1 protein-coding gene is annotated in these 686 nt (G+C 63.1%); it reads left to right on the forward strand.

Annotated features, from left to right (window positions below; all coding sequences use genetic code 11):
- Window positions 1–686, forward strand: a 686-nt coding sequence (locus tag ABWV89_RS18855) for a DUF637 domain-containing protein (RefSeq protein ID WP_353400627.1), incomplete at both ends; no start/stop codon positions are given.

Below are 686 nucleotides of genomic sequence, written 5' to 3' on the forward strand. Positions count from 1 at the left end.
GGTCTGACCAAAGAGGCGGCCATTGCGGTGGCGATTGTGGTGACGATCTTCACGGCGGGGATTGCCAGCGAGGCCGGGTTCGCAGTGGCTGCCGGAGCGGAATTGACCACGACGACCGTTGCAGGGGCGACGGTGTTGACGACCACTGGCGTGGCCGTTTCTGGTGCCGTTGCCGCAGGCGTTTCTTCCCTGGCCGCTACCGCTGCTGTCAGCCTCATCAACAACAAGGGCGATATCGGCGCTGTGCTCGACGAACTGGGCAGTAGCGAGAACGTGCACGGCCTGTTGCTGACCATGGCCACAGCAGGGGTCAGCCAGGGCATTCTGAACAGTATCCCGATGGAAGGCGCCAACGGTCTTCCTTCGACGTTGGCCAATGCGAATGCAAACAGCACGGTGGGCCAGCTGCTCGCTCGCAATGCGGTGCAAGGCATCACCAGCGCTGTGCTGGAAAGCGCCATCATGGGCACCGATCTGGAAGAGGCCTTGCAAAACAATCTGCGCACGGCGGTGATCAATACCTTTGCAGCGCAGGGGGCGGATGCCATTGGAGATGCGCAACTGGACGAACTTAGTCGTGCCATGGCCCATGCGTTGCTTGGCTGTGCGGTGGGCTCAGCCATGGCCGACAGCTCGGGCGGCTGTGCCGCGGGTGCTGCCGGCGGTGTCATGGGCGAGCTGATGGC

This window comes from Hydrogenophaga sp. 5NK40-0174 (genome assembly GCF_040372165.1).
GTDB lineage: Bacteria > Pseudomonadota > Gammaproteobacteria > Burkholderiales > Burkholderiaceae_C > Hydrogenophaga.